Below are 24,455 nucleotides of genomic sequence, written 5' to 3' on the forward strand. Positions count from 1 at the left end.
AATGGCAAAACAGCTGCCAAAGCGCGACCTTGAGAACGTGGGCCTGGGCGTCACGGGCGCGTGCGTAGCGCTCGTGACGCTTGTCGTTGCCGCGCTCATCTTTATGGTCGCCCAAAAGGGCCTCTCGGCTTTTCTCAAGGACGGCGTCTCGGTCGTCGAGTTTTTTACCGGCACCAAGTGGGACCTGGCCAACACGGCTGATAACGGCCTGCCTTATACCGGTGCCCTGCCCCTGATCATCACCTCGTTTTCGGTCATGGTGCTCTCCACGCTCATCGCGCTGCCCATCGCCATCGGCTCTGCCATCTTTGCGGTCGAGATCCAACCCAAATTTGGTTCCAAGATCTTTCAGCCGCTTATTGAGCTTTTGACCGGTATTCCCTCGGTCGTCTTTGGCCTGATCGGTTTCCACGTGGTCGTCGGCCTTATGAAGAGCGTTTTCCACGTGAGCACGGGCCTGGGCATCCTGCCCGGCGCTATCGTCCTGGCCGTTATGATCCTGCCGACGATGACCACGCTTTCTGTCGACGGCCTGCGCGCCGTGCCCGATAGCTACCGTCAGGGTTCGCTCGCGCTGGGCTACACTCGCTGGCAGACCATCTGGCACGTGGTGCTCAAGTCCGCCATGCCGTCGCTCATGACCGCAGTCATCCTTGGCATGACCCGCGCCTTTGGCGAGACGCTCGCCGTGCGCATGGTCATCGGCGGTATCGAGGCCATGCCGACGTCGCTACTGTCGCCGGCGTCCACCATCACCACCACGCTCACCACGTCCATGGCGGTCTATGCCGAGGGCTCGGCCCAGGACGACGTCCTGTGGGCACTCGGTCTGCTGCTGATGGGCATGAGCCTCATCTTCATCCTGATCATCCATCTCATTGGCCGCAAGGGGGCGAAGGCTCGTGGCTAGCACGCGCATCCACATCGACGAGGCGAGACTCGGGCGTGTCCAAAAGCAGGACCGCATCGCCACGGGCGTGCTGACGGCGATCGTTGCCATCGTCATGCTCATCGTCGTCTCCATGGTGGCCTATATCCTGTTCGAGGGCATCTCGACACTGTTTAAGCCGGGCTTCCTCACGGAGCCGTCGCGCGCCAACGGCACCCAGGGTGGCGTGCTCTATCAACTGTTCGACTCGTTCTACCTGCTGCTGATCACCCTGGTCATCTCGGTGCCCATCAGCCTGGGCGGCGCGGTCTTCCTGGTTGAGTACGCACCCGACGGACCCGTCCGCGACATTGCCTCCACCGCCATCGAGACGCTGTCTTCGCTGCCTTCCATCGTCGTCGGCATGTTCGGCTTTCTAGTGTTCTCGGTGCAGCTGGGCTGGAAGTACTCCATCATCTCCGGCGCCGTCGCGCTCACCATGTTCAACATCCCCATCCTGGTGCGCGTGATTCAGCAGGCGCTCGAGGACGTGCCGCAGGCCCAGCGCGATGCGTGCCTGGCCATGGGCCTCACCCGCTGGGAGGCAACGCTGCACATCTTGATTCCCGAGGCCATGCCCGCCATCGTGACCGGCATCGTGCTTTCGGCCGGTCGCGTGTTTGGCGAGGCCGCAGCACTGCTTTTTACCTCGGGTATGAGCTCGCCGGTTCGCCTGAACTTCTTGAGCTTTAACCTGTCGAGCCCCACCTGCGCTTGGAACGTGTTCCGTCCCGGCGAGTCGCTCGCCGTGCACATCTACAAGATCTATGGCGAGGGCAGCCCCGAGGCCCAGCAGATCGTCTGGGGCACCGCTGCACTGCTGATGATTTGCGTGCTGCTGTTTAACGTAATCGCCCGCATTGTGGGCAAGCAACTGGCAAGGAAGATGACGGCCGAATGAGCGAGATGAATGTAACGCCCGCAACCGAAGCGGCATCGTCCGACACCCGGGACTTCCTGTCGAGCGTGGGGGAGAGCGAGAAGCGCGTGCGCGTGAGCGGTAAGGCCGTGAGCGACGAGGTCGTGCTCTCCACCAAGGACGTCAACGTGTACTATGGCGACCACCATGCACTGCACAATACGTCGCTCGACTTCCACAAGGGCGAGATCACGGCGCTCATTGGGCCTTCGGGCTGCGGTAAGTCGACCTTCTTGCGTAGCCTCAACCTCATGAATCGCGAGATTCGCGGCTGCCGCGTGGAGGGCGAGATCAACTATCGCGGGCGCAACGTGAACACCAAGACCGAAAACACCTACGAGCTGCGCCGTTCCATTGGCATGGTGTTCCAACAGCCCAACCCGTTCCGCAAGTCCATTCGCGACAACATCACGTTTGCGCCTAAGCGCCACGGCATCACCGACCGTGACGAGCTCGACCGCATGGTCGAGGAGAGTCTGCGCGGCGCGGCGCTGTGGGACGAGGTCAAGGACAAGCTCGACAAGAGTGCCTACGCGCTTTCGGGCGGCCAGCAGCAGCGTCTGTGCATCGCGCGCACGCTGGCGCTCAACCCCGACGTGATCCTGTTTGACGAGCCCTGCTCGGCGCTCGACCCCATCTCGACGCTGGCGATCGAGGACCTTATGTCGTCAATCGTTGCCGACCGTGCCATCGTCATCGTGACGCACAACATGGAGCAGGCGTCGCGTGTGTCCAACCGCACGGCGTTCTTCTACATGGGCGATATGGTCGAGTACGACGAGACCGACGAGATTTTCCAACGGCCCAAGGATAAGCGGCTGAATGATTACCTCACCGGCATGTTCTCCTAGTCCGGGACATGCTTGAGGCCCGTGGCGGCCACGGTCGCCACGGGACTGATTGGAGGGGCGGGTCATCTCTTGCGGGAGATGGCCCGCCTTTTTGCTCTGCGACCGAAGCGACCACCACAAAGGGGACAGGCACCTTCGTGGTGGTTTGGGGTGGGGCTCGCTGCTATCATGGACAACGTTGAATTTCTAAGAAGGAGCAGGGCATATGGCGATTCTTTTGGGATGCGATTCCGTCAGCCTAGAGTTTCCCACCAAGCATATTTTCGATAGCGTGACGCTCGGCGTGGGCGAGGGCGACCGCATTGGTATTGTCGGTAAAAACGGCGACGGCAAGTCGACGCTGCTGAGCGTGCTCGCCGGCACGCTGGAGCCCGACGATGGCCGCGTGACGCATCGCCGCGGCACCACGATCGGTCTGCTCGGCCAAAAGGACCAGCTTGTCGACACCGATACCGTGCATCATGCCGTCGTGGGCGACACGCCCGAGTATGAGTGGGCGTCGAGTCCGCGTACGCGCCAGATTCTGGCCGGCCTTATTAGCGATGTGCCCTGGGAGGGCACGGTTGGCGAGCTTTCGGGCGGCCAGCGCCGTCGCGTGGACCTCGCGCGCCTGCTGATCGGCGACTATGACGTGCTCATGCTCGACGAGCCCACCAACCACCTGGACATGCGCACCATCAACTGGCTCGCGCGCCACTTAAAGGCCCGCTGGCAACGCGGTCAGGGCGCCATGCTCGTGGTCACGCACGACCGCTGGTTCTTGGACGAGGTCTGCACCAGCATGTGGGAGGTCCACGACGGCCAGGTCGATCCCTTCGAGGGCGGCTACTCGGCATACATCCTGCAGCGCGTGGAACGCGACCGCATGGCCGCCGTCACCGAGGAACGCCGCCGCAACATGGCGCGCAAGGAGCTCGCGTGGCTGAGCCGCGGCGCCCAGGCGCGCTCCACCAAGCCCAAGTTTCGCGTGGATGCCGCTCGCGAACTCATCGCCGACGTACCGCCCGTGCGCGACGAGCTGGAGCTCAAGCGCCTCGCTGTGAGCCGTCTAGGCAAGCAGGTCATCGACGTGATCGACGTTGACGCTGGCTATGCGGATACCGACGGCGCGCCCAAGCAGGTGCTCTCCGATGTGACCTGGCTCATTGGTGCGGGCGACCGCTATGGTCTTTTGGGTGAGAATGGCGCTGGCAAGTCGACGCTGCTTGACGTGATCCAGGGCAAGATTGAACCCACGCGCGGCCGCGTGAAGATTGGCCAGACAGTGCGCTTTGGCGTGCTGTCGCAGCAGCTCGAGGAGCTCGAACCCTACATGGGCGACACGATCCGCGAGGTGCTCGGCAACTATAAGAAGTACTACGTCATCGACGGCAAGGAGACTTCGCCCGAGAAGCTCTGCGAGCGCCTGGGCTTTACGACGCAGCAGCTCTGGAGCCGCATCGGCGATCTTTCGGGCGGCCAGCGCCGTCGCCTGTCGCTGCTGCTGACGATTCTGGACGAGCCCAACGTGCTCATCCTGGACGAGCCGGGCAACGACCTGGATACCGACATGCTGGCGATTGTCGAGGACCTGCTCGACGGCTGGCCGGGCACGTTGATTCTGGTGACGCACGACCGCTTCTTGATGGAGCGCGTGACCGACCAGCAGTGGGCGCTGCTCGACGGCCACCTGACGCATATGCCCGGCGGCGTCGACCAGTACCTGCGCCTGTGCAACGCTACCGCCGAGGGCGAGCCCGTGGGCGCACCGAGCGCCAAGACCGGCACGTTCGACACCGGTGCCGCGGCAGCTGCGGCCGAAAAGCCCAAGTCGAGCGGTCAGCCCAATGGCCTTTCCAATACCGAGCGCCAGAAGCTCCGCCGCGAGGTGAGCTCGCTCGAGCGCAAGATGGAAACGCAGCGCGCCCGCGTGGAGGAGGCCGAGGCAGCAATGGCCCAAGTCGATCCCACCAACTACACGGCGCTCGGCGAGCAGCAGGCAAAGATCGACGAGGCTCACGCTGCCATGGACGAGCTGGAGATGGCGTGGCTCGAGGCGAGCGAGAAGCTCGAGGGCGAGGAGTAGGCGAGGATGATCAAAGCCGCGTTTTTCGATATCGACGGCACGCTGCTGAGTTTTAAGACCCACCGGATTCCGACGTCGGCGCAGCAGGTGCTCGACAGCTTTCGCGAGCAGGGGATTGCGTGCGTGATCGCCACGGGCCGCCCGACCTACCAGATGCCCGATTGGCTGTTCGACTTGGGTTGGGATGCGTACATTACGCTTTCGGGCCAGCACTGCTTTGATGCCGAGGGCGTCTACCGCAGCTGCCCGATTGATCCGGACGACGTCGCGGTGATTGTGGACCAGGTGGCGCAGGGGTGCTATGACTCGCTGTGTATGCAGGGCGAGAACTCGTTTGTGAACCGCCTGTCCGAGCGCGTGGTGACGGCCGGCAGCAACGCGGGAATCGTTTACCACGAGGAGCCGTTTGAGCACGCCTTTGACGCGCCGGTCTACCAGTTTTGCGCCTTTGTGGACCCTGCCGACGAGCATATCGTGACCGACGCGGTGTCGCATTCGCTCACTACGCGCTGGTGCGATCTGTTCTGCGACATTATCCCCACTAACGGCGGTAAGGACCTGGGTGTTGCGGCGACGCTGGAGCGCCTAGGCATCGACGCGAGCGAGGCGATTGCCTTTGGCGATGGCGAGAACGACCTGTCGATGTTTTCCGCCGTGGGCACGAGCGTGGCCATGGGCAATGCGCAGGATACCGTGAAGGCCGCGGCGACCTACGTAACGACCGCCGTGGACGACGACGGCATCTGCAACGCCGCGAAGCACTTTGGACTGTTATAACTGCGGCTCGGCACTTAGGGATGCTCCTTTTCTGCCGGCAGCTGGGGGACACTCCTTGCGGGGCGTCCCCATTTTGTTTTCGTCCCGCACGTTTTGTGAAACACGGCTAACTTTTAGACAAAGTAGTAAGACATGGGCAACTTTTGCGGTAAAGTTAGCCGTGGAAAGTATCCAAAGGCTAACTAGCAATCATCGCGAAAGGTGGCCCATGGCCCTACGTGAATCCGGAGAAGACTATCTCGAATCGATCTACGTTCTGTCGGAACGTCAGGGCATCGTGCGCTCGATCGACGTCGCGGAGTACCTCGGCGTAACCAAGGCGAGCGTTTCCAAGGCCATGGCGACGCTGGAAAGCAACGGCTATGTCGAAATGGGCAAGCGCGACGTTCATCTGACGGAGTGTGGTCTGGAGGTCGCTCGCCAAATGTGGGAGCGTCACTGCTTTTTCGTGGGGCTGCTGGAGGATGCGGGTGTTTCGGCTGAGGTCGCGTCGCAAGAGGGCTGCCACATGGAGCACTGCCTGAGCGAGGAGAGCTTTGAGAAGCTGAGGGCGATGCTGGGACGGGAAGATGTGGCGGGCCCAACAACGGAAGCCTAACTGACTCACAGTGGCGCGGAGTTCGCGCAAAGCGCGAACCAGCGACCGGGACCAGTAGTCCCGCCAACCAAGTCCAACTCAGACAAGGAATCCCGCAAGCAAGCGATGCCCAAGAACCTTCAGCTGTGTCAATGCAGGCCGGGACCGGGTTTGGTTTTGAAAACACTCCGCAGCGCGAGGCCCGTCTTTCCGTTGCTCCGCAGGAGCAGGAAAGACGGGCCTCATGCGCGAGGACGTTTTCAAAACCAAGCCCGGTCCCGGCCGGACAGCCCACGAACGCTACAGGTTCTTGACACCCATCGCGCGCATGGCGTTCAGGATGGCGATGATCGCCACGCCTACGTCGCCGAACACGGCAAGCCACATGTCGGCAATGCCCAGCGCTGCCAGCACCAGGATCAGCAGCTTAACGCCCAGCGCAAAGATGATGTTCTGCCAGACAATCGCCATGGTCTTGCGCGCCACGCGGATCGCGCGGGAAATGTTGGACGGCTTGTCATCCATCAGCACGACGTCCGCCGCCTCAATTGCGGCGTCCGAGCCCATGGCGCCCATGGCGATGCCCACATCGGCACGGGTAAGCACGGGTGCGTCGTTGATACCGTCGCCGACAAAAGCGAGCTTGCCCTTGCCGTTCTCGCTCGCAAGCAACGCCTCAACACGCTCGACCTTATCGCCCGGCAGCAGCTGCGCGTGGAACTCGTCGAGACTGAGTTGCTTGGCTACAGACGCCGCAACCTCCTCGCGGTCGCCCGTGAGCATGACGGTGCGCTTGACGCCGGCGGCGTGCAGGTCGCTGATCGTCTGCTCGGCATCGGCCTTGACGGTGTCGGCAATTACAATGTGGCCGGCATAGATGCCATCGACCAGCACGTGAAGGATCGTACCGACGACCTCGCAATTGGGCGCTTCGACGCCGGTCGCTGCGAGCATCTTAGCGTTGCCGACGACGACGTGCCTGCCGTCGATGTTCGCCGTCACGCCATGGCCCGCGTCGTTGGTGGAGTCGCTTACGCGCTTGGGGTCGAGTTCGCCCTGGAAGGCGGCGCGCACCGACTGCGCGATGGGATGATCGGAGAATGACTCAGCGAGGGCTGCGACCTCAAGCAGCGATTGCTCGGTATAGCCGGCTTCGGGGTGTACTGCCACGACCGAGAACGTGCCGTTGGTGAGCGTGCCGGTCTTGTCGAAGACGACGGTGTCCACGTCGGCGAGCGTCTCGAGGTAGTTAGAACCCTTGATGAGAACGCCCAGCTTGGAGGCGCCGCCGATGCCGCCAAAGAAGCTCAGCGGGACGCTGATCACGAGCGCGCACGGGCAGCTGACGACCAAGAAGGTCAGGCCGCGCAGGATCCAGTCGGACCAGGCGCCGGTGATCAAGCCGCCGCCGAGCGCGAGCACCGCGGCCGCGCCGGTGACGGCGGGCGTGTAGACGCGGGCGAAGCGCGTGATGAAGTTCTCGGTGCGCGCCTTCTTTTCGCTGGCGTTTTCTACGAGCTCCAGGACGCGCGCGACGGTGGACTCGCCAAAGGGCTTGGTGGTGCGCACGTGGATGAGCCCCGTCATGTTGATGCAGCCGCTGATGATGTCGTCGCCGGACTTGGCGGGGCGGGGAACTGACTCGCCCGTGAGTGCGGCGGTGTCGAGCTGTGTCTCGCCTTCGACGATGACGCCGTCGATAGGCACGCGCTCGCCGGGCTTGACGACGATGACGGTGCCCACGGCGATGTCATCGGGGAAGACCTGCTCGAATGTGCCGTCGGGTTGCTCGACGTTGGCGTAGTCGGGCGCGATGTCCATCATGGCGCTGATCGACTTGCGGCTCTTGCCCACGGCGTATGCCTGGAACAGCTCGCCGACCTGGTAGAACAGCATGACGGCGGCGCCTTCGGCCATGTGCGGGTCGGTGTCGGGGAAGAGCACCATGGCAAACGCGCCGATGGTCGCGACGGCCATGAGGAAGCTCTCGTCGAACGCCTTGCCGCGGCGGATGTTGTTGTATGCCTTTTGGAGCACGTCGTAGCCGGCAATCAAAAAAGGCACGAGGAACAGTGCGAAGCTGGCGTAGATGTCGCCCGGGGTGCCGAATGCGGCAGTGAGGGTGCCGAGCTCATCGAGGGCGTACACCACGGCAAAAATGCCCAGCGCTACCAGGATGCGGTTGCGCTTATGCTCGAGTGACTCTTTTTTCTTGCGCTTCTTCTTTTTCTTCTTGGGGTCGGCGGTGGCCATGATTCGTATCCTCCCATTTGAATGTATGAACACTCGCTCATATAATTTCGCGAGCAAAGGCCGCGGCAAGCGCGGCCTTGCGGGTTGGCGTAAACCTGGGCTAGAGAATGATCTCGCAGTCCGGCTCGGCGTCGGCGGTGAACTCCACAACGCGGTCGAGGACCTCGTCGAACTCGGCGTCATCGGCCTCGAGCGTCAACTTCTGGGTCATAAAGTTGACCGAAACGGACTTGACGCCATCGAGCTTGGCCAGCTCGTCCTGAAGCTCACGCGCGCAGTTGGCGCAGTCGATCTCGTCGAGTTTAAACTGCTTTTTCATGGTGGATTCCTTTCCCCGTATTTGCGGCTTGGGTGCAGGCCGCGCTGGTACCGTGGTTGGTCGCTATTCGCAGATGTGGCTCATGCCCTGGTTGAGCATGGTGTAGACGTGGTCGTCGGCGAGCGAGTATAGGATATTGCGCCCGTCGCGCCGGAATTTAACCAGGTGCGACTGCTTGAGTGTGCGCAGCTGGTGCGACACCGCGGACTGCGAGGTTTCGGTCGCTTCGGCGATGTCCGCCACGCAGAGCTCGCGGCCCATGAGGGCATAGAGGATCTTGATGCGCGTGGTGTCGCTGAAGACCTTGAACAGGTCGGCGAGGTCGTAGAGAAGCTCCTCGTCGGGAAGGTCCTCGGGCGAGCAGGTGGTGGGAATCGCGGGTTCGGTGGCCTCGATGTCGGGTTTCGTTTCATCAACGCGGATGCTCATTGCAATATCCTTTCATATGAACATGCGCTCATATAACTTGCTTCCGATTATATGAGTATATGTTCATATGTCAATGACGTTCAGGTAATTCGTTGCACAAAATGATGGGGAATAGTGGACGAGATCCCGGAGTGAGCGGTTTTGATAGCCGATGCCGGGGTGGGTGCCCCTGAGCCGTGCAAAAATTGGAGTATTCTGCAACGATAGGGGGTCCGTTAATTTATTGCAGGCCATATAATGCAGTTCAAGAGTTATCTTAGGGTGTTAATCCGATGAGTTCTTCCTCAAATGTTGCCTAACGCTCTCACGCAAGAGTGATTTCGCTTCACATTTGGATCCACTCGAGGGTGATAGACACCCGGCTCTGCTGAATACTCGCAATTTTGCACGTCGCTAAGGTGCCCACCTTGTTAGCCGGTCTAGCTTCCGGCCCCGAAGATCCTGCCCTCGGGCGCGAAGCTGCTTGTTTGGTTGAGTGATGGGCTGTCGGGTTCGACAGTCTGCATGTCATCGATTGCCGGAGCCTCGTTAATCGTCGGATCGTCCAATGTGATGCCTTCGAGCATTGCTTTTTCGAGGTCGATTCGTTGGCGCTCTTCGGAATCCTGGCGAAGCTCCTCCTGGATTCGTTTCTTCTCCTCAATAAACCTTCTGAGTACAAACTGTCTCAGGTCTTCTTGCATGATTTGAAAGTCTTTTGGCAGACGCGAGGGGCGTATGCCCTCTTTTCGTTGGATCGCCTCCATGACCCTAACGAAAGCGCTGGCATGCATAAAGGAATAACGACTGACGGTGATGATTCCGTATCCCATGGACGCAAGCGCATTCTTGCGTTCCTCATCGATGGCGCGGTCTTCTTCCGCGTCATGATAAAAACCGTTGTATTCAATGTCTGTGCGAGATTTCTTTAGATACGCATCCATAAAGAACTTTTTGCGTCTCGTGAGATTCTTCGCTGCAGCGGTGACCTGCACCTCGTAATCGGTCTCAACTCCCTTAATACCAAGCCCTCCTTCGCTTTTGGGCAGCGTTAGCATCATGACAAAGGCCGTTTCCATAGGAGACCGGCATCCGTCGCGCACACATTGGATCGCCTTTCGGGCAAGAGCCAGACCGTCGCATCTGGTAATGGAATTAAAGAACTGTTTTAATCTCTCGGTCGAGGTGAGCGCGAAACGCTCGGTATAGGAGGTGGAAGAGTCGGTTCCAAGGGAGTAAGCGCTGCACAGTTCAAAGTAGTACTCCACTAGTTCGCGAAAAGAAAGATAGGTGGCGGCCTGAAGTGCGCAAAGCTCAACGCCAACAACGAAGATGCCATCTTTAAGCTCTACAAAGCGTGAGTTCGAGAATCGTTTTGAAGAAACGTGGCATTGACAGTCCATCGCGTAGCGCGCGTTCCTGCGATCAAACACCATTACCTCGAGGGAATCATTTGCGTCGAGGGAAACATCATGTTTGGTGAGCCATTCTGCGGCTGCGTCAAGGAGCGTTCCGGTGGGACATGATCCGTAAATCGCGGCAGGGTTACAGGACTCGATGCCTTTCGCAGACACCGAATGCGCGGCCTGGTAGACCGCTTTTGCAGTGGTATGTGACAATACGATACTCATGCTATATATCGTGTCAGCTAATGCCGTGTTGATGGCGCTGAGTGGAAAAGTCGTTTTAGAGGTCTAGCCAAATGCTGTCCAAAAGCTTGACGCAATTATGGGTTGGTATGCCCTAAATAAAAGTTTTCGCAGCTTAGCTATAGCATATAAATACTCAATTGCTGCACATTTGATATCGATGCATCACCATCCGACAACGAATTACGTGTCGGGAATTGGTCGAAATCGTTCAAAATGAGGGTTCAGAATTTGTGATGGCAGATCTATCTGTGGAACGTAGGGCGGCCCCGCTGCGGGGTTTCCCGCTGCGAGACCGCTCGTGATCTACGCCGGAGTTTGGCGTAGACGTTTCTACTTGGCAAACAGGTTCTTGAGGTTGAACTCGGCTTGGACGGTGCGAAGCATGAGGTCGGTGTCGTCGAGGCCCAGGTGCTGCTCGTTGGCGTCGGCGGCGAGGGTGCCACGGCGGCGCGCCCAGTTCTCGAGCGCGGCGGGCGCGGACTCGCGGGGGAGCGAGCGGACGTCGGCATCCAGGCTGCGGCAGATCTGGCGCGAGTCGATGACGATGATCTTGCCGGCGCGGCGTGCCTCGGCGTAACCGTCCAGGTGGATCTTGAACCAACTGTCTTCGAACGCGGCGTTATGCGCCATGTACGGGTACTTCTTCATAAGTTTGAGCAGCTGCTTCTGCAGTTCCTTGTTCTCGCGGAATGGTTTTTTGCCGTCGATGTCGTCCCAGGTAATGTGATGGATGTTCGATAGCGGCACATCCTCGCCGCGGTAGATGTCGGGCAGGCCGCAGTAGTGTGCCTCGGCGTCGTGCGGGACGGCGTCGCTGGTGAGCTCCATGATTTCCCAACCCACATTGATGATATAACCGCGCTCGGGTGCACGGCCGGTGGTCTCGATGTCGATACCGAGCACGGTGCCCTGGATGGGCTTGCGGGCGTAGGCCACGCCGAGCGCGCCGCGGTCGCCGCGGATCTCGCGCATGACCGACGCGGCGGTGCGCTTTTGCATCTTACCGATGGCGGCGCAGGTGTCGGCATCGGACAGGCCGCGCGAAAGCGTCGCGGGCGTCACGTTGCGCAGGCGCGCCTCGCCAATCTGGTCGCACAGGTCGCGGTTGCGGTCAGCCAGGTCGCGCACGGTGGCAAAGTCGAAGCTGGGGTCGCCCTCGGCGGTAAAGTACTCGGTTTCGAGCACCTTAAGGGCCTCCTCGCCCTTCTGGCGCTCGGACTCCATGGCGCCGTGATCGCCATAGATAAACATGGGGATAAACGGCTGACGCTCGTATTCGAGTGCTTGTGAAACGTTCATATAACTGCTCCTTGGACGGGCCGCACCGCGCGGCTCGGGTTCATTGAGATGTGGCGAGATGATAGTTTACCATGGGCAACTATTGGCATCGCGCCTAGGACAACTACAATACCCTAGTTGACCGCTAGGACTTTTACAATGCTGCCGAAAGACATGAAAGGTTCCATCCGTCATGGATTTGCTGATTGATATTCTGCTCGACGCCGGCAAGGACACGCTCTCGCTGGCGCCGTTTTTGTTGGTGACGTATCTTGCTCTCGAGACACTTGAGCACGTTGCGGGCGACCGCGTCAACGGCGCTATCAAGCGCGCCGGCGCTGCGGGTCCTGTGGCTGGCTCGCTGCTGGGCATTGTGCCGCAGTGCGGATTTTCGGCCATGGCAGCAACGCTGTACGCCGGCCGTGTCGTGACGCTGGGCACGCTGGTCGCCGTGTTCCTCTCGACCTCCGATGAGATGCTGCCGCTGTTGCTCGCCGAGCAGGTGCCCGTGCAGACCATGGCGATGCTTTTGGCTTCGAAGGCACTGATCGCGCTGGTCACGGGCTTTATCGTGGACGCGGCTATCCGCGGCCTTCGTCGTAATGCCCGCGCGCATGCGGCGATTCGCCGTACCGTGCTGGGGACCGCTGCCAATCCGGCTCATGTGAACTGCGCGCACGACGACCATACCGGGGGCGACATCATTGATGAAGTGGCCGAGGCGGGCGTGAGCGCCGACCACATCCACGAGTTGTGCGAGCGCGACCATTGCGGTTGCGATGATGATGAAGATGAACACGAGCGCGACCACGGACACAGCCATGACCACGGTCACGCAGGCGAGCATGAGCACCACCACGGCCATGGGCACGACCACGGTCACTCCCACGAAGGTGCGCCCGTCCTGTCGATTATCCGCAGCGCGATCTCGCACACCGTGCAGGTTTCGGTTTTTATTTTCCTGGTGACGCTGATTCTAGTTGCCGTGCTCGAGACCTTCGGAGAGTCCGCGATCGAGCAGTTCCTGCGTGGCAACGAGACGCTCGCCGTCTTGGGCTCGGCACTCGTCGGCCTGATCCCCAACTGCTCGGCCAGCGTGGTCATTACGCAGCTGTACCTGGAGGGCGCGCTACAGCTGGCGCCGATGCTCGCCGGCACGCTCATTTCCGCCGGCGTGGGCTATCTTGTCCTGTTCCGCACCAACCGCAGCGCTCGTGAAAACGCCGTGTTCCTGGTCATGATGTACGTCATCGGCGCCGGCTGGGGCCTTATCCTATCCGCCTTCGGCCTCTAAGTAGGCCTAAAAAATGGGCTTCAAATAGCCATGCTCGGCGCCTGCGCAATGCGGCGACGCATGGCATTTTGAAGCCCGTTTTTTGTTGAGCCATGGATTCCGAGCGCTCACACCGCTCAAAACAAAAAGGTAGATTTCCGGGCATGTCCCGAAAATCTACCTTGGTTAGCGCAGCAGCTCGGTGAGGTTGCGCTTAAAGCGGGCCCGGTCTTCGCTGGTAAATGCCGCCGGACCGCGAGTGCGACCGCCGGCGCGGCGCACCTTCTTTTCCTCGTGGCGAATAAACAATTGCATGTCGATGGTCGCCTTATCGTAGACGCGCCCGCGCACGCCGATGGCGGCGGCATCGCGCCCGAGCACCATGCTCGCCAAGCCAATGTCCTGCGTCACGACTACGTCGCCCGCCTGCAGGCGTTCGACAATGGCAAAGTCGGCGCTGTCGGCGCCCACGCTCACATCGAGCGTCGTGACCCAAAATCCGCGTCGCGCATGCTCGACGTCGCGCGGATCGTCACGGCGAATGTGGCGTTCCAAGTTCTGTGTGCTGTTGCCGGCGATAACGACGGCGACGCCCGCCCGCCGCGCGCAGTCAATCGACTCGCGCGTGACCGGGCAGGCGTCTGCATCAATAAAGAGCGTTCGCGGCATCTAGTGCACCAGTTTGCCAAATTGAATAGCGCGAACAATCAGCGTTACGCCAAACACCAGCAGTGCGGCGCCGCTAAAGATGACGAGCATCTTGGCCGACCACAACGGATAGATAAACACGAACATGCCGGCGATGATGGAGAGCGCGCCGCTCAGGATGGCGAGGGCACGGTTGGACGAAAGCTCGGACTCCAGAATGGACATGACACCTTCGACAATCCAGCCAAAGCCGGCCACGATAACCACCATCGTGGTGAGCGTCGCGGTCGAGAAGGCCTGGTTGCGCAGGATTATGACGCCGCCCAAGATAATGAGCAGGTTGGAGATGATGCTCGTCACGCGCCAGCCGGTGGGCAGCAGTGGCTCGAAAACAGCGGTAAACAGCCTGATCGCGGCCGTGATCACAAAGTAGAAGCCCAAGACGGTCGTTAGGAAGACGAGGGACTTGGCGGGCGCAAACAGCAGTGCGATGCCGGCGACGAGCGCCAAGACGCCCGTGATGGCGTAAATCCAGCGCACGGCCTTGACGGCCTTGCCTGCCATGCTTTTCTCGTCAAATCCAAACTGGCTCGATTTTTGGTCATCGTTCTTAAAGATGCCCATAATGTCTCCTTTCCGTGCGGCGTAAGCCTTGATCGTTACAACCAGTATCGCCTAAAGGCGCTGGCGTATGGGTCGGGGAGGGCGAAACGTAACCCAAAGGCCCCGAATTGTTTCCGTTGTTCCCCACGTCGCGATTTTCTATTCAACAGGTGTAGAACATTGCAGCCCTGTTCGTTATTGCCTACGTTTTAGGTTAGATTTTCCTAAGAACAATTGCCCGAAATTGGGGGTCCCTATGAACGAAACAGTTCCCGCGGCGCCGTCGAGCGCGGAGTCGATGGCAAAGCAGGGTTGCGAAAAGCTCGGCTTGGACGCGTTTGATGCGTTGGTTCGCTGCGCCCGCACGTGCCGTCGCTTTGACGAGTCCATGCGCGTGCCGCGTGAGCTTTTGCTTGAGCTGGCGGAGCTGGCGCACCTGACTCCCTGTGGTGCCAATGCTCAGCGTCTGCGTTTTCATGTGGTAAGCGGTGCAGAGGACTGCGCGCGTGTATTTGACGAGCTTGCATGGGCCGGTGCGCTCAAGGATTGGCCGGGTCCCGATGAGGGCGAGCGCCCGACCGGCTACATCGCGATTCTTGCCGAGCGCGCCGTTCCGGGTAAGCCCGCCGCTCCTATTACTGAGGTCGACACGGGCATTGCCGCGCAGACGATGATGCTCGCCGCCCGCAGCGCCACGCCCGAGGTGGCTGCCTGCATGTTCAAGGCCTTTACGCCCCACGCGATCGATGCCATGGGGCTCGATAGCGACAAGTATGAGCTCAAGCTGATCATGGCGTTTGGCGTTCCGGCCGAGACGCAGGTGATCGATGCGATCGATTCCAACCCCGACGGCTCAATTAATTACTGGCGCGACGAGGCGCAGGTGCACCACGTACCCAAGCGCCCGCTTGCCGACGTACTGGTGTAGCTGAGCGTCACCGCGGTGTGATCCGGCGGTAAACCACCACAAAGGTACCTGTCCCCTTTGCGGTGGTGCGAGGGGAGGACGTGTGGCAGATTTGTATTTGGTGCGGCATGGGCAGACTGAGCTCAATGTGCAGAACATTTTGCAGGGTGGGCACGATTCGCCGCTTACGGCGCGCGGGCGCGAGCAGGCGCTGGCGACGCGCGCGGCGTTTGAGGCGCGTGGCGTGACCTTTGACCGTGTGTATTCCTCGCCGTTGGGCCGGGCGCGGCATACGGCTGAGCTAATTGCTGGTGAGGGCCGCTCGATAGAGTTGGTCGATGACCTGCGCGAGTGGCATTTGGGCTCGCTGGAGGGTACATCAAATCGCGAGATGCCGCCGCAGCCCTGGGGTGATTATCCGGTGGCCTTTGGTGGCGAGTCTGAAGGCGAGCTCCAGTCGCGCATGGTCGCGGCGCTGTCCCACATCATGGCCAGGCCGCAGCACGACTGTGTGCTGGCAGTCTCCCACGGCTCTTCCTGCCAGGAGTTTCTTGAGTATGTGACTGGCAGGGGAGAGCTACCCGACAACGGTGCCGTGCTTCATTTTGGCTATTGCGACGGTGCGTTTTCGCTCCTTGATTGGTAACGAACGAAAGGACCCCTATGAATAAAGACCTGTATCTGGTTCGTCATGGGCAGACAATATTCAACCTTAAGCGCATTATTCAGGGTTGGAGTGACTCGCCGCTCACGCAGCTGGGATGCGACCAGGCGGCGCGTGCCGGCATGTTCTTACGTGCGCGCGGCATTGAACCCGATCATGCCTACACCTCCACACTTCATCGCACCGAGCAGACTATCGCCAACCTGTGGCCGGGCTTGGCGTACGAGCGCCTGGACGGTCTGCGTGAGTGGTTCTTTGGCGACTTTGAGGCCGAGCGCGTGATGCTTATGCCCGAGCGCCCGTGGCGAGATTTCTATCGTCAGTTTGGCGGCGAGGGCCAGATGCAGGTGCGCGAGCGCATGGCGGCGACGATAACCGATCTTATGCGACGTCCGGACCACGAGTGCGTGCTCGCGGTGAGCCACGGTTCGGCTATCAAGGAGTTTTTGGACCACGTGCGGGGCGCGGCGGCCGACGAGCGCGAACGCGTGCCGGGCAACTGCTCAGTGCTGCATTTTGCGTTTGACGATGCGGCCGATACGTTTGAACTGGTCGAAGTCTTTACGCAGGAAGACTACGCGCGCGAGCTGGGGCTTGAACCGCTCGTGGCTACTGCGGGTCCGCAGCGCGGATAACGCGAGCGCGGCGGCACGGGTCGTCGGCATAACTTCTCGACGCAAAAGGGGCGGAGATGCATGTACCTGCTGCATCTCCGCCCCCTGTTTGTTGGGCTGCCGATTTTTGTGCTGGACGGTCTGGTCTTGCTAGAACCGCGCGACCTGGTGCGTGAGCAGACCCGTCGGAACCTGCGCCGCGCCGCCGCTGACCTGCGCGGCGGGGAAGAGCGCAGCTACGGCAAAGTTGAACGGCTCTTTGCCCGTGTAGGTGCCGGCGGCACGTGCATCGTCGGCCAGGAGCTGTGATGCCTCGACTAGCGCGATAGCGTAGGCAGGGTCGTCGGCCAGTGCCGGCTCCGGCGCCTGGTCGAGCATGGCGCGGATGGCCCCGACGGCGTCCTCGCGCTTGACCTCCCACACGCGGTGCGTAATGCCGGCGGGGTCGGTGACGGCATAGAGTGAAGCGCCCTCTTTTGCGGCGCCGAGGATGATATCCATGACGGGAGAGGCTTCGTAGACAAGCGTTACGGGACGGGGCTGTACCTTGAGGTCGGCGATTGCGCGCGCAGCGGCGGTCGTATCGGCGGCAACCGCGTCGCCGCCCGCCAGCGCACCAACCGGGCAGATCGCCACGACACCCGTCACACGTCCCGGCTCGCCCGAGCATTCGTACACGTAATACGCCGCACCCGGGTCCTTGAGCATCAGACCATCGGCAAGGGCTCCGCGCAGAGCATCGTTGCCGCTCAGGATGCTGCCCATTGCAGGCAGCGCCTCGAGCACGCGGTCCTGAGCCGGGCGGATGCAGGGAAACGGAAGTGCTTTCATAGGCGGTCCTAACGCACGAGTCGGTTTGTTCGCGGCTTATTATGCCCCAACTTGGCCGCTCGCGTCCCAGAGCACGTTATCGGCGAGCGCGATTAGCACCTGCTGACAACGAACGATATCGGCGTGGGGCACATATTCGTTGGGCTTGTGCGCGAGCGCGAGCGACCCGGGACCGTAGCTCATGCAATTGCGGTTACCTGTCTTGCCGGCAATGACGGCGGTGTCGGTGTAGCCGGTAAAGAAGCCGACGGTCGTGTCCGCGTCCGTCACGTCATCGGCGGCACGCTTGAGCGCTGCTAGAAGGGGAGAGTTCGGGTCGCGCTCGATGGCGGGGCGGTCGCCCGTTACGGTGTAGCTGCCATGGCAACCGGGAACGGCGGCTTCGGCGACGGCGATGGCCTGCTCTACCATGCGCGTCGCGGCGGCCGTATCGGTCGGCGGGGTCAGGCGCATGTCGACCCAGACTTTGGCGCGGTCGGGTACGACGTAGGGGCGATATCCGCCCTCGATTTGGCCAAACGTGATGGTCGAAGGCCCCAGCTCATCGTGCGCGGGCAGCGCCATAAACGCGCGACGGAGCGAACACACGACCTCGGCCATGGCAGCGACGGCATCCGCGCCCTTCCAGGGCTGGCTCGCATGCGCCGTCACGCCAGTCATTTCAATCTCGAACCACGTACGCCCCTTGTGCGCCACCAGGATCTGTCCGTCGGTGGGCTCGGTGTCCAGCACCCATTCACGCGAGCCGACCCAGCCAGCATCGATCGTGCCCTCTGAGCCGCGCATAAAGTCCTCCTCGTCGACCGAGCAAATGAGTGAGAAGCCACGGCGGGGCAGCTTGCCTTCTGCCGCCACGCGCTCGAGCGTATGGACCAGTGCGGCAATGGCGCAGGCCAGGCCGCCCTTCATATCGCAGGCACCGCGGCCATAGAGTTTATCGTTGCGCACGATCGCTCCGAGCGGCGGAATGTCCGCGTCCCAGCCATCGCCCAGTGTAACGGTATCCATATGGCAGATATAGACGAGCCGTGGCTCGTCGCTCAGTCCCGGCACGGTGACCATAAGGTTGCGGCGCCCGGGCAGCACCTCGAGTTCCTCAACCTGCACGGCATCGAGTACCGGATGGCTCAGCTGCGCCAACCGTTCCTCAACCAACGCTTTGATATAGCGTTCAATCTCGCCCTCATACGCACCTGGGTCGGAACTGTCGATCCGCACGAGCCCTTGCGTAAGCCGCCAGGCAAAATCTGTATCAACCATAGGCACCTCACAGATAGTTAGGTCAACATACAGATTGTATGCCAAGAAGCGGCTCGGTGCATTTAATGGAGCGCTCACAAAAACGGGGGCGCCTCTCGTGCGAAAGGCACCCCCGCGGGCATTCAATGTCAGTGACGGGCAGGCCACATGGGGAGCTGCCCGTCAGGTTAGTCGGCGCTACTTGATCACGCGCACGCGATACATCGACGGAATCTGCTTGAGCGCCTCGATGGTGCTGCTGTCCAGGTGCTCATCGGTGTCGAACATGGTGTAGGCGTTCTCGCCGGCGGACTCGTTGGTCATACGCTGCACGTTGGCGTTGTCTTTGGCCAGGATTGCCGTGATCTGGCCGATCATGTTGGGCACGTTGGCGTGCAGGCAGGCGATGCGGCTTGCGGCGCGCGCCTTGCCCATGCTGCAGGCAGGATAGTTGACGCTGTGCGCGATATTGCCGTTCTCCAGGTAATCCTTGAGCTCGCTGATGGCCATGTCGGCGCAGTTGGCCTCGGCTTCGCCGGTGCCGGCGCCCGAGTGCGTGGTGATAAACGTATTGGGCATCTTGACCGTCTTGGGCGTGGCGAAGTCGCAGCTAAACCAGCTGAGCTTGCCCTCGCGCAGGGCGGCGTCGACGGCGTCCTCGTCAATGATGGTTTCGCGTGCGTAGTTGATGAGCACGGCGTCGGGTGCCAGCAGGTTAATCTGCTCGGTGCTGATCATGCCGATGGTGTCGGCCTTGCTGGGCACGTGCACCGTGAGGTAATCGCAGCCGCGGCAGAGATCCTCGAGCGTGCCCACGCGCTGCACCTCGCGGCTCAGCACCCACGCGTGCTCGACGGAAATGAACGGATCGTAGCCGTAGACGTCCATGCCCAGGTCGACGCAGGCGTTAGCGACCTTGGAGCCCACGTTGCCCAGACCGATGACGCCGATGCGCTTACCCTTGAGCTCGCGGCCCACAAAGGCCTTCTTGGCCTTCTCGGCATCGACCTGGATCTCGGGGTCGTCGGCGTTGTCTCGCACCCAGTTCATCGACTGCACCACGCCGCGGCTCGAGAGCACTAGCATGCCCAGGACGAGCTCCTTGACGGCGTTGCTGTTGGCGCCGGGGGAGTTAAAGACGACGACGCCCTTCTTGGCGTACTCCTCAACGGGGATGTTGTTGACGCCTGCGCCGCAGCGGGCGATGGCGCGGATGCCCTCGGGCAGCTCGTAGCCGTACAGGTCGGTGGAGCGCATCAGGATGGCGTCGGCCTCCTCGGCGGTGCCCACAAACTCGTAGCCCTCGCCAAACTCGACCTTGCCGTCTTTGGTAATGTCGTCGATGGTTTTAATTTTGCGCATGAAAAACTCCTTAGCAGGTTTGTCTAAAACAAGTGGTTTGAAGTGGCTGGTCGGCCCGCGCGTTGCGGGCTAGTTAGATCGCGGACTCAAACTATGCTGCGCTTCGAAGTCCTTCATGTACGAGGCCAGTGCCTGCGTGTCTTCCATGGTCACGGCGTTGTAGACGCTCGCGCGCATGCCGCCCACCAGGCGATGGCCCTTGACGTTTTGAATCTGGTGCTCGGCCGCGCCTGCGACAAAGGCCGCGTCGAGTTCGGCGTCGTCGGTGCGGAAGGTGACGTTGGCGATGGAGCGGCTGTCGGCCTGCGCGGTGCCATGGAACAGCTCGCTGTGCTCGAGCAGGTCGTAGAGCAGGTTGGCCTTGGCCCAGTTGCGTTCGGCCATGGCGGCAAGTCCGCCGGTCTCCTCGACCCACCGGAACACCTTGCCGCACACGTAGATGCCAAAGGTGTTAGGCGTGTTGAGCATGGAGCCCTTGGCGGCCTGGGTCTTAAGGTCCAGGTACTGCGGCGTCTGCGCAAAGGCGGGGCCATCTGTGATGAGGTCGTCGCGCACGATGACCACGGTCACGCCCGCGGCGCCGGCGTTTTTCTGTGCGCCAGCGTAAATGAGCCCGTAGCGCTCAACGTCGAGCGGCTGCGACAGAAAGCAGCTCGAGACATCGGCTACCAGCGGTACGTCGCCGCAATCGGGCAGCTCGTGGTACATGGTGCCAAAGATGGTGTTGTTCTGGCAGATGTAGACGTAGTCGAGCCCATCGCCCTCGGCCTCGGCGGCAATGCGCGCGTTGACATCGGCCATACTGGGAATGCGGTCGAAGTTGGTGTCCTCGGAGCTCGCGAGCAGCACGGCCTCGCCGTACTTGGCGGCCTCCTTGTACGCCTTGTTGGCAAAGTTGCCCGTCACGACGTAGCCGGCGCGGCCGCGGTGCATGAGGTTCATGGGGATACCCGCAAACTGCAGCGTGGCGCCGCCCTGCAAAAACAGGATACGGTAGTTGTCGGGAATGCTCAACAGGCGGCGCAGGGTTGCCTCGGCGTCGTCGATGATCTGCTGGTACATGCTAGATCGATGGCTCATCTCGAGCACGGACATGCCGCAACCGCGGTAGTCCATCATCTCGTCGGCGATCTCGGCGAGCACGCTTGTAGGCAGTGCGGCCGGGCCAGCTGAGAAGTTGTGCACACGTGCCATCTTCTGGTTCCCCTCGTAGTCGTTTGAACGTTCGGGATACTTTAGCACAGTGGAGCGGTAGGTGCGACCGCATCACGGTAAAACTCGACTACGCCGCTATGATTTACAGGATGGTTACATGGGGGAGGGGCGCTTTACTCCTCAGGCAAATCCAAATCAGCGAGCGAAGACATAAGGTTCTCTAGGCGCTTGATCTCTTCGTCGCAAATTAGCCACCTCCTGGTCACTACGACGCCAGCGTGGCGATGACGGCTTCGTCGCCGGCGTATATGAGGGTGTTGCCGTCGGGGATGATCGTTTGGCCTTCGCGCTTGAGCATCACCACAATAAACGGATGCTTGCCTTGCGGCACATCGCGCAGGCGCTGGCCGGCCAGGCGACCGTAGGGCGTCACGGTGACCTCGCGCAGCGTAACCTCGGCACGCTCTTCGAACGTTGGGGCGGCCATCACCAGCAGATCGCCTTCCTGGATCACGGTATCGCCGTTGGGCAGTACCGGGTGCGCCCCGTCACGCAGCACCAAGACCACCAGCATGTCCGTTGCGCTGCCAATGTCGGCGAGCGAGCGTCCGGCAAACGGATGTCCAGCGCCCACCTTGAGCTTTACAAACGACATGCCGTCCTCGTCGCGGTAGTCGTTAAAGGTGCGGCGCACGTCGCCGGTCGTATCGATCATATCGAGCTTCTTCGCCACTACTGGCAGCAGCGAGCCCTGCACCACAATGCTCGACACGGCAATCACAAATACCAGGTCAAACAGGTCGTGTCCGCCGGGAACGCCGGCCACCACGGCAAAGAGACTAAAGACGACCGAAGCTGCTCCGCGCAAGCCCGCCCAGCTTACGAGCGCGACCTGGCGGGGGCTCGTCTTAAAGGGCGCCAACAGCATTCCCACGGCGATGGGGCGGCTCACAAAGAGCATAAACGCCATGAGCGCCAGGCCCGTCAGCAGCATCTGCGGCAGGCGTGCGGGCGTTACGAGCAGGCCGAGCAAGAAGAAGATCGTCATCTCGGCCATCTCGGTGAGGGTGCCAAAGAAGTGCGCCATCTCGACCTTGCCGGTGATGTCGCTCGCGCCCAGCACAATGCCGGCCAGGTACACGGCCAAAAATCCGTTGCCGCCCAGGTGGCTCGGCAGCGCGTAGGCGACGATGGCCACGGCGAACAAAAAGATGGTCTGCGCACCCTCGGCCGTTGCGTGTGCGCGTTCAATCAGGCGGCCCGCCGCCCAGCCGATGGCGAGGCCCAGGCCCACGCCCAGGATAATCTGCTTGGCCAGCAGTGCGGGAATGTTGATGTCGCCGCCGGCCGCGAGTGTAGCGAGCACAGCGGTGAGCATGTAGGCGACGGGGTCGTTGGAGCCCGATTCGACCTCGAGCAGCGAGTCGGTGCCACCTCTCAGCGACAGGCTGTGCTCACGCAGTACGCTAAAGACGCTCGCCGCGTCGGTGGATGCCACGACCGATCCCAGCAGCAGGCTGCCGATCCAGTCGATCCCCAGCGCGAAGTGGGCGAACACGCCGGTGATGCCGGCAGTGATGACGACGCCGAGCGTGCTCAGCAGCACCGCCGGCGCAGCGACGGGCTTGGCGCGGTCGATATTGGTGTTAAAGCCGCCGTAGAACATGATGAACAGCAGCGCCGTGCTGCAGACGGTTTCGGTGAGTGCGTAGTCGCTAAAGTCGATGTGCGCCGGGCCGTTGACGCCCAACAGCATGCCGAGCGCGATAAAGATGAGCAGGGTGGGGAAGGGGAGTTTTTTGCCGACGGGTTTGATGGTCAGGCACAAAATGATGACGAGGCCGATAAAGAGAAGGATCTGGTTCATGGATGGTGTCCGCTCCTGGGTGGTTGGCGTGGCACGGTCAGTTGTCTGCGGTTATTTGTACCCAAAGATGGTGGGTTTATGGGGTTGGATTGCGGGCATGCGCGATACCGTCATAGACGGCTGCCGTCTGTGCCTCTGCACGGAAACCCTTTCCAGCTTTATTGCAACGGAGTACAATGGGTAACGTTTAAGTTCAACTTGAAGTTTTAGTTGCGGCGCCGGGCTTAGGCCGCAATGCAAGGAGAGGCGTACCATGGCGATCTATGTGACATCTGATGCTCACGGGCACGTGCGTGCGCTTGACGAGGCCCTGTCTAAGATCTCGTTGACGTCCGACGACACGCTGTACGTGCTGGGCGACATGATCGATCGCGGGCCCGATCCGGTCGGCGTTATTAAGCTCGTGCGCTCGCTGCCCAACGCCCACGTGCTCAAGGGTAATCACGAGCAGATCATGCTCGATGCCATCATTGGTCAGGATCCGCTCGATGCCGAGACCTGGGATATCAACGGTGGCTGGACGACGCGCGAGCAGCTCAACGACATGGAATTTGAGGCATACGAGGAGCTCGTGCGATGGATGGCCGCGCTGCCGCTCTACGCGGTGGTCGAGACCGAGGAGCGCCCGTATCTGCTGGTACATGCTGGAATCGAGATGAAGGCGGCGCGCGCGTTTTTGCTTGAGCATGGCGTCGATTGTGCCGATGGCGTTGGAGCGGTGGGTGCCGATCGCGAGCTGCTGCAGCAGATGCTCGCGGTACAGTCGTCCGATGACCTGCTGTGGATTCGTCACGGCTATTGGGATGTGCCGACCGGGCTGCTTTCTGCCGAGGGTAAGGGCCCGGTCGTTGTGAGCGGTCACACGCCAACGGTGTCGCTCGGGCGTTATTGCGAGGTCGGTGGTCTTGCGGGGCTCGACGAGGAGTCGGGCCGCGGGCAGATCGTGCGCCTGGGCGGCGAGGACACTGCCGGCGTGCCCGATCGCATCGACATCGACTGCGCTGCCGCCACCGGCTCCGAGTTCGGTCGAGTGGGCATCCTGCGCCTGGACGACGGGGCGGAGTTCTACGCGAACATCAACCCAGGCGAATAATCGGTGCAAGGGGTAGCTAATTTGGGACGGGGCTTTTTTTACTACTTTTGCCCTTCTGCCCGCTAATTGATTTCTCTGGGACGGGGATTAAATAAGGCTCTGTTAGACCAGGATTGACATACATGTGTCCCCACGGTGCCATATCGTTGACCCCATAGACCGCGATGATGGG

At 61.2% G+C, this 24,455-nt stretch carries 23 protein-coding genes; 11 read left to right on the forward strand and 12 right to left on the reverse strand.

Annotated features, from left to right (window positions below):
• The first annotated feature begins 1 nt into the window (after position 1).
• From pstC to I2D57_RS05555, 6 genes are all read left to right on the forward strand, one after another.
• Entirely contained in the window at positions 2-910 is a 909-nt protein-coding gene (gene pstC / locus I2D57_RS05530; RefSeq protein WP_195361767.1) for a phosphate ABC transporter permease subunit PstC, read from the forward strand.
• A complete protein-coding gene (gene pstA / locus I2D57_RS05535; protein ID WP_195361768.1) occupies positions 903-1,829 on the forward strand; it encodes a phosphate ABC transporter permease PstA in 927 nt (308 codons plus the stop codon). The genes pstC and pstA overlap by 8 nt, the downstream gene beginning before the upstream one ends.
• Positions 1,826-2,698, forward strand: coding sequence for a phosphate ABC transporter ATP-binding protein PstB (pstB, locus tag I2D57_RS05540; protein ID WP_195361769.1), 873 nt, complete (start codon positions 1,826-1,828; stop codon positions 2,696-2,698). Before pstA ends, pstB begins: the two co-directional genes overlap by 4 nt.
• A gap of 205 nt (positions 2,699-2,903) precedes the next feature.
• Positions 2,904-4,763: an ABC-F family ATP-binding cassette domain-containing protein gene (locus tag I2D57_RS05545; protein ID WP_195361770.1), complete on the forward strand. Its 1,860-nt coding sequence runs from the start codon at positions 2,904-2,906 to the stop codon at positions 4,761-4,763.
• A gap of 6 nt (positions 4,764-4,769) precedes the next feature.
• Positions 4,770-5,540 (forward strand): Cof-type HAD-IIB family hydrolase, encoded by a 771-nt coding sequence (locus I2D57_RS05550; protein WP_195361771.1) that lies wholly within the window; start codon positions 4,770-4,772, stop codon positions 5,538-5,540.
• Positions 5,541-5,748: 208 nt separating this feature from the next.
• Positions 5,749-6,138, forward strand: a complete 390-nt coding sequence (locus I2D57_RS05555; protein WP_117798716.1) for a metal-dependent transcriptional regulator — start codon at positions 5,749-5,751, stop codon at positions 6,136-6,138.
• 279 nt (positions 6,139-6,417) lie between these two features.
• On the opposite strand, the gene I2D57_RS05560 is transcribed toward I2D57_RS05555, so the two are convergent.
• The 5 genes from I2D57_RS05560 to I2D57_RS05580 all read right to left on the reverse strand — a co-directional run bounded on the left by I2D57_RS05560 (position 6,418) and on the right by I2D57_RS05580 (position 12,048).
• Complete coding sequence (locus I2D57_RS05560) at positions 6,418-8,370, reverse strand: heavy metal translocating P-type ATPase (protein ID WP_195361772.1); 1,953 nt, start codon at positions 8,368-8,370, stop codon at positions 6,418-6,420.
• A gap of 100 nt (positions 8,371-8,470) precedes the next feature.
• A complete protein-coding gene (locus I2D57_RS05565) occupies positions 8,471-8,689 on the reverse strand; it encodes a cation transporter (protein WP_006235433.1) in 219 nt (72 codons plus the stop codon).
• Positions 8,690-8,752: 63 nt separating this feature from the next.
• On the reverse strand, positions 8,753-9,118 hold the full coding sequence (locus I2D57_RS05570; RefSeq protein WP_055285819.1) for an ArsR/SmtB family transcription factor: 366 nt from the start codon (positions 9,116-9,118) through the stop codon (positions 8,753-8,755).
• Between the two features lie 419 nt (positions 9,119-9,537).
• Entirely contained in the window at positions 9,538-10,728 is a 1,191-nt protein-coding gene (locus I2D57_RS05575; RefSeq protein ID WP_195361773.1) for a hypothetical protein, read from the reverse strand.
• Positions 10,729-11,079: 351 nt separating this feature from the next.
• Positions 11,080-12,048 carry a 3'-5' exonuclease gene (locus tag I2D57_RS05580; RefSeq protein WP_195361774.1) on the reverse strand — a complete coding sequence of 323 codons (969 nt, stop codon included), beginning with the start codon at positions 12,046-12,048 and terminating at the stop codon, positions 11,080-11,082.
• Positions 12,049-12,220: 172 nt separating this feature from the next.
• Between I2D57_RS05580 and I2D57_RS05585 the strand changes: the two genes are divergently transcribed.
• A complete protein-coding gene (locus tag I2D57_RS05585) occupies positions 12,221-13,321 on the forward strand; it encodes a putative manganese transporter (RefSeq protein WP_195361775.1) in 1,101 nt (366 codons plus the stop codon).
• A 165-nt stretch (positions 13,322-13,486) separates the two neighbouring features.
• On the opposite strand, the gene I2D57_RS05590 is transcribed toward I2D57_RS05585, so the two are convergent.
• A complete protein-coding gene (locus tag I2D57_RS05590) occupies positions 13,487-13,969 on the reverse strand; it encodes a YaiI/YqxD family protein (protein WP_055310731.1) in 483 nt (160 codons plus the stop codon).
• Complete coding sequence (locus I2D57_RS05595; RefSeq protein ID WP_035137275.1) at positions 13,970-14,572, reverse strand: HdeD family acid-resistance protein; 603 nt, start codon at positions 14,570-14,572, stop codon at positions 13,970-13,972.
• A gap of 235 nt (positions 14,573-14,807) precedes the next feature.
• Here I2D57_RS05595 and I2D57_RS05600 point away from each other — a divergent pair, with 235 nt between their 5' ends.
• The 3 genes from I2D57_RS05600 (at position 14,808) to I2D57_RS05610 (ending at position 16,757) form a co-directional block, all read left to right on the forward strand.
• Positions 14,808-15,479, forward strand: a complete 672-nt coding sequence (locus I2D57_RS05600) for a nitroreductase family protein (protein ID WP_138374913.1) — start codon at positions 14,808-14,810, stop codon at positions 15,477-15,479.
• A gap of 82 nt (positions 15,480-15,561) precedes the next feature.
• Entirely contained in the window at positions 15,562-16,104 is a 543-nt protein-coding gene (locus tag I2D57_RS05605) for a histidine phosphatase family protein (RefSeq protein ID WP_022095009.1), read from the forward strand.
• Positions 16,105-16,121: 17 nt separating this feature from the next.
• A complete protein-coding gene (locus tag I2D57_RS05610; protein ID WP_138374914.1) occupies positions 16,122-16,757 on the forward strand; it encodes a histidine phosphatase family protein in 636 nt (211 codons plus the stop codon).
• Between the two features lie 129 nt (positions 16,758-16,886).
• Here the strand turns inward: I2D57_RS05610 and I2D57_RS05615 are convergent, their stop codons facing one another.
• From I2D57_RS05615 to I2D57_RS05635, 5 genes are all read right to left on the reverse strand, one after another.
• Entirely contained in the window at positions 16,887-17,567 is a 681-nt protein-coding gene (locus I2D57_RS05615; RefSeq protein ID WP_195361776.1) for a DUF1015 family protein, read from the reverse strand.
• A gap of 39 nt (positions 17,568-17,606) precedes the next feature.
• Positions 17,607-18,827 (reverse strand): M20 family metallopeptidase, encoded by a 1,221-nt coding sequence (locus I2D57_RS05620; RefSeq protein WP_195361777.1) that lies wholly within the window; start codon positions 18,825-18,827, stop codon positions 17,607-17,609.
• Positions 18,828-19,004: 177 nt separating this feature from the next.
• Complete coding sequence (locus I2D57_RS05625; RefSeq protein ID WP_195361778.1) at positions 19,005-20,168, reverse strand: phosphoglycerate dehydrogenase; 1,164 nt, start codon at positions 20,166-20,168, stop codon at positions 19,005-19,007.
• 69 nt (positions 20,169-20,237) lie between these two features.
• Positions 20,238-21,362: a 3-phosphoserine/phosphohydroxythreonine transaminase gene (serC, locus tag I2D57_RS05630; protein WP_195361779.1), complete on the reverse strand. Its 1,125-nt coding sequence runs from the start codon at positions 21,360-21,362 to the stop codon at positions 20,238-20,240.
• A 226-nt stretch (positions 21,363-21,588) separates the two neighbouring features.
• Positions 21,589-23,190 carry a potassium/proton antiporter gene (locus I2D57_RS05635; RefSeq protein WP_195361780.1) on the reverse strand — a complete coding sequence of 534 codons (1,602 nt, stop codon included), beginning with the start codon at positions 23,188-23,190 and terminating at the stop codon, positions 21,589-21,591.
• A 253-nt stretch (positions 23,191-23,443) separates the two neighbouring features.
• Here I2D57_RS05635 and I2D57_RS05640 point away from each other — a divergent pair, with 253 nt between their 5' ends.
• Positions 23,444-24,283, forward strand: coding sequence for a metallophosphoesterase family protein (locus tag I2D57_RS05640; RefSeq protein WP_195361781.1), 840 nt, complete (start codon positions 23,444-23,446; stop codon positions 24,281-24,283).
• Positions 24,284-24,455: the final 172 nt, after the last annotated feature.

Source organism: Collinsella aerofaciens (assembly GCF_015553355.1).
Classification (GTDB): Bacteria; Actinomycetota; Coriobacteriia; order Coriobacteriales; family Coriobacteriaceae; genus Collinsella; species Collinsella aerofaciens_V.

Coding starts and splice junctions, on each gene's coding strand:
- pstC (WP_195361767.1), top strand. CDS start 2: ATGGCAAAACAGCTGCCAAAGCGCGACCTTGAGAACGTGGGCCTGGGC.
- pstB (WP_195361769.1), top strand. CDS start 1,826: ATGAGCGAGATGAATGTAACGCCCGCAACCGAAGCGGCATCGTCCGAC.
- I2D57_RS05545 (WP_195361770.1), top strand. CDS start 2,904: ATGGCGATTCTTTTGGGATGCGATTCCGTCAGCCTAGAGTTTCCCACC.
- I2D57_RS05550 (WP_195361771.1), top strand. CDS start 4,770: ATGATCAAAGCCGCGTTTTTCGATATCGACGGCACGCTGCTGAGTTTT.
- I2D57_RS05555 (WP_117798716.1), top strand. CDS start 5,749: ATGGCCCTACGTGAATCCGGAGAAGACTATCTCGAATCGATCTACGTT.
- I2D57_RS05560 (WP_195361772.1), bottom strand. CDS start 8,370: ATGGCCACCGCCGACCCCAAGAAGAAAAAGAAGAAGCGCAAGAAAAAA.
- I2D57_RS05565 (WP_006235433.1), bottom strand. CDS start 8,689: ATGAAAAAGCAGTTTAAACTCGACGAGATCGACTGCGCCAACTGCGCG.
- I2D57_RS05570 (WP_055285819.1), bottom strand. CDS start 9,118: ATGAGCATCCGCGTTGATGAAACGAAACCCGACATCGAGGCCACCGAA.
- I2D57_RS05575 (WP_195361773.1), bottom strand. CDS start 10,728: ATGAGTATCGTATTGTCACATACCACTGCAAAAGCGGTCTACCAGGCC.
- I2D57_RS05580 (WP_195361774.1), bottom strand. CDS start 12,048: ATGAACGTTTCACAAGCACTCGAATACGAGCGTCAGCCGTTTATCCCC.
- I2D57_RS05585 (WP_195361775.1), top strand. CDS start 12,221: ATGGATTTGCTGATTGATATTCTGCTCGACGCCGGCAAGGACACGCTC.
- I2D57_RS05590 (WP_055310731.1), bottom strand. CDS start 13,969: ATGCCGCGAACGCTCTTTATTGATGCAGACGCCTGCCCGGTCACGCGC.
- I2D57_RS05595 (WP_035137275.1), bottom strand. CDS start 14,572: ATGGGCATCTTTAAGAACGATGACCAAAAATCGAGCCAGTTTGGATTT.
- I2D57_RS05600 (WP_138374913.1), top strand. CDS start 14,808: ATGAACGAAACAGTTCCCGCGGCGCCGTCGAGCGCGGAGTCGATGGCA.
- I2D57_RS05610 (WP_138374914.1), top strand. CDS start 16,122: ATGAATAAAGACCTGTATCTGGTTCGTCATGGGCAGACAATATTCAAC.
- I2D57_RS05615 (WP_195361776.1), bottom strand. CDS start 17,567: ATGAAAGCACTTCCGTTTCCCTGCATCCGCCCGGCTCAGGACCGCGTG.
- I2D57_RS05620 (WP_195361777.1), bottom strand. CDS start 18,827: ATGGTTGATACAGATTTTGCCTGGCGGCTTACGCAAGGGCTCGTGCGG.
- I2D57_RS05625 (WP_195361778.1), bottom strand. CDS start 20,168: ATGCGCAAAATTAAAACCATCGACGACATTACCAAAGACGGCAAGGTC.
- serC (WP_195361779.1), bottom strand. CDS start 21,362: ATGGCACGTGTGCACAACTTCTCAGCTGGCCCGGCCGCACTGCCTACA.
- I2D57_RS05635 (WP_195361780.1), bottom strand. CDS start 23,190: ATGAACCAGATCCTTCTCTTTATCGGCCTCGTCATCATTTTGTGCCTG.
- I2D57_RS05640 (WP_195361781.1), top strand. CDS start 23,444: ATGGCGATCTATGTGACATCTGATGCTCACGGGCACGTGCGTGCGCTT.